General features: G+C 71.9%; 3 protein-coding genes. All 3 read left to right on the top strand.

The features are described 5' to 3' along the window. The coding region (locus NQ160_RS22540; RefSeq protein ID WP_257517262.1) for a histidine--tRNA ligase at positions 1-1,191 on the top strand (1,191 nt) is incomplete at its 5' end. A 219-nt stretch (positions 1,192-1,410) separates the two neighbouring features. Next, positions 1,411-1,665, top strand: a complete 255-nt coding sequence (locus tag NQ160_RS22535) for a hypothetical protein (protein ID WP_257514900.1) — start codon at positions 1,411-1,413, stop codon at positions 1,663-1,665. Further along, positions 1,662-2,207, top strand: a complete 546-nt coding sequence (locus NQ160_RS22530; RefSeq protein ID WP_257517261.1) for a hypothetical protein — start codon at positions 1,662-1,664, stop codon at positions 2,205-2,207. Before NQ160_RS22535 ends, NQ160_RS22530 begins: the two co-directional genes overlap by 4 nt. The last annotated feature ends 84 nt before the right edge of the window (positions 2,208-2,291 follow it).

Below are 2,291 nucleotides of genomic sequence, written 5' to 3'. Positions count from 1 at the left end.
TTCGATGAGATCGAGACCCCCGTGCTCGAAGAGTACGGGCGCCTCCATGCCGGCATCGGCGGCGACAACGAGAAGCTCGCCTTCAACATCCTCAAGCGAGGTCTGGATGCCGACGCGGTTCGTGCCGCCGCAGACGCCCCGACCCTCGACGTCGCGGCGCTCGCCGACCTCGGGCTTCGCTACGACCTCACGGTGCCCCTGGCGCGGTTCTACGCCAGCCACCGGGCGGAGCTGCCGAGCGTCTTCCGCTCGATCCAGATCGCCCCGGTGTGGCGCGCCGAGCGCCCGCAGAAGGGTCGCTACCGCCAGTTCGTGCAGTGTGACATCGACATCATCGGCGACGCCTCGGCGCGGGCCGAGGCCGAACTCATCGTCGCGAGCCTCGACGCGCTCGACGCGCTCGGACTCGAGGGCGGATCCATCCGCATCAACGACCGGCGCCTGCTTGACGCGATGCTCGACGTCTTCGGCTTCGCCGCCGATGAGCGCCCCGGGGTGCTCATCACGATCGACAAGCTCGACAAGATCGGGCCGACCGGCGTCGCCGCTGAGCTGCGCGAACGCGGCGCGACCGCTGCGGCCGTCGACGCGTTCGAGCAGTTCCTGGCGGGCGTGGCCGGCGGCGAAGACCGGCCCTTCGGCGAGGACCAGATCCGCGCGGCGCTGCCCGAGGGCGTGCCGGACGAGATCATCGCGCACCTCGTCGGCCTGGGGGAGACGGTCGCCGCTGCACGCGGCGCCGGCGGGGAGATCCCGCTCGTGTTCGACCCGTTCCTCGTGCGGGGCATGGGCTACTACACCGGCACCATCTTCGAGCTGGCCCACCCGAGCGTCGGCTACTCGCTCGGCGGCGGCGGGCGTTACGACGGGATGATCGGCCGGTTCCTCGGTCAGGACGTTCCTGCGGTCGGGTTCTCGATCGGCTTCGAGCGCATCGTCGACCTGCTGGCGGCATCCGTCGCGGCCGACGCGGCGAGCGTCGTGCTCGTGCACGACCGTGACGTGCCCGTGTCGGAGCTGCTCGCCCACAAGGCGGCCTTCGTGGCATCCGGTGCGCGGGTGCGCCTGGAGCAGCGGACGAAGAACCTCAAGGGTCTGCTCGAGCGCGCGTCGAACGACGGCTACACCGCGTTCGCGCTGCTGCCGGCCGGTGCCACGCCGGGCGAGGTCGAGGTGAAGCCGCTCGGCTGACCCCCGCGCCGCGTCTGCGCTTTCCCGCCGGGCCACCCGCTGGGCCGCCCGCTGTCGCGCCCTGCCCTTCGCGTGCGGCCTGTCGACTCCCTCTTTTCGCCCTCGCCTGTCGCATATCGCCGCATCCGGTACCGGGAAACCGCGATCCGGGACAGGCGAGCGGGCACCGCGTGTCAAGAGATGGTTGACGTACCGCGCTGTCAAGGATAGGTTGACGTCATGAAGCAGATCAGCAGCCGGGCGTCCGCCGTGATCGGGCGCATGAAGTGGATCGCGATCGTCGGAATGATCGCGGGGATGGTTCTCCTTCTCCTCGCGGTCGGGTTCGAGTGGCGCGGATTCTGGGGAGGGGCGGTGCAGGGCGCCGCCATCGGCATCATCGCCGCAGGCGCCTACTTCTGGGGCTTCGGCAACGGCATCGGGCGAGGGATGCCGGCGGCGGCGTGGCTGCCGAGCCAGTCCGACCAGGCATGAGCGACCTCGCCGACGCGGTCGGCCGGGCCGTGCTGGCGGCAGCGCAGGTCGATGACAGCGCCCCGCTCGGTGTCGACGAGCACCTGAGGCTCATCGCCGCCAGTGCGCGCGCCGAGCGCGAGGTGCGGGAGATCCTGCAGCGCTCTGTCGCCGCCGCGCGCGGAGGGGGAGCGAGCTGGGCTCTCATCGGTGCGGAGCTCGGCATGACCCGTCAGGCCGCGCAGCAGCGCTTCGGAGGTCCGACAGAGGCGGGCGCCGCACTGGGCCCTGACGCCGTCGGGGCGGAGCGCTGGCTCGGGCCGGTCACCGCGTTCGACGAGATGACAGAGCTCGACGCCGCGGGCCGCGCGGGGTGGCGCACGGTGGAGGTCGGGATGCTCTCGCACCGGATGGTGCGCACCGACACGCAGTGGGAGCCCCGGCGCATCTTCTGGCGCGCATCGCTCGCGGCGGAAGAGCGCAACGGGTGGCAGGTGGCGTGCCGCGCCTTCCCGTGGATCTACCTCGTGCGCGACCGGGGGATCCCGCCCGAGGGCACGTGAGCTCTCAGGCGGGGGCGGTTTCGCTCACGCGGCGCTTCTCGCGCACGTACACCTGGCGGCGCACCCGCGCGACGACGTCGCCGC

Source organism: Microbacterium sp. zg.Y909, assembly GCF_024626565.1.
This window is presented reverse-complemented; position numbering and strand designations above follow the sequence as displayed.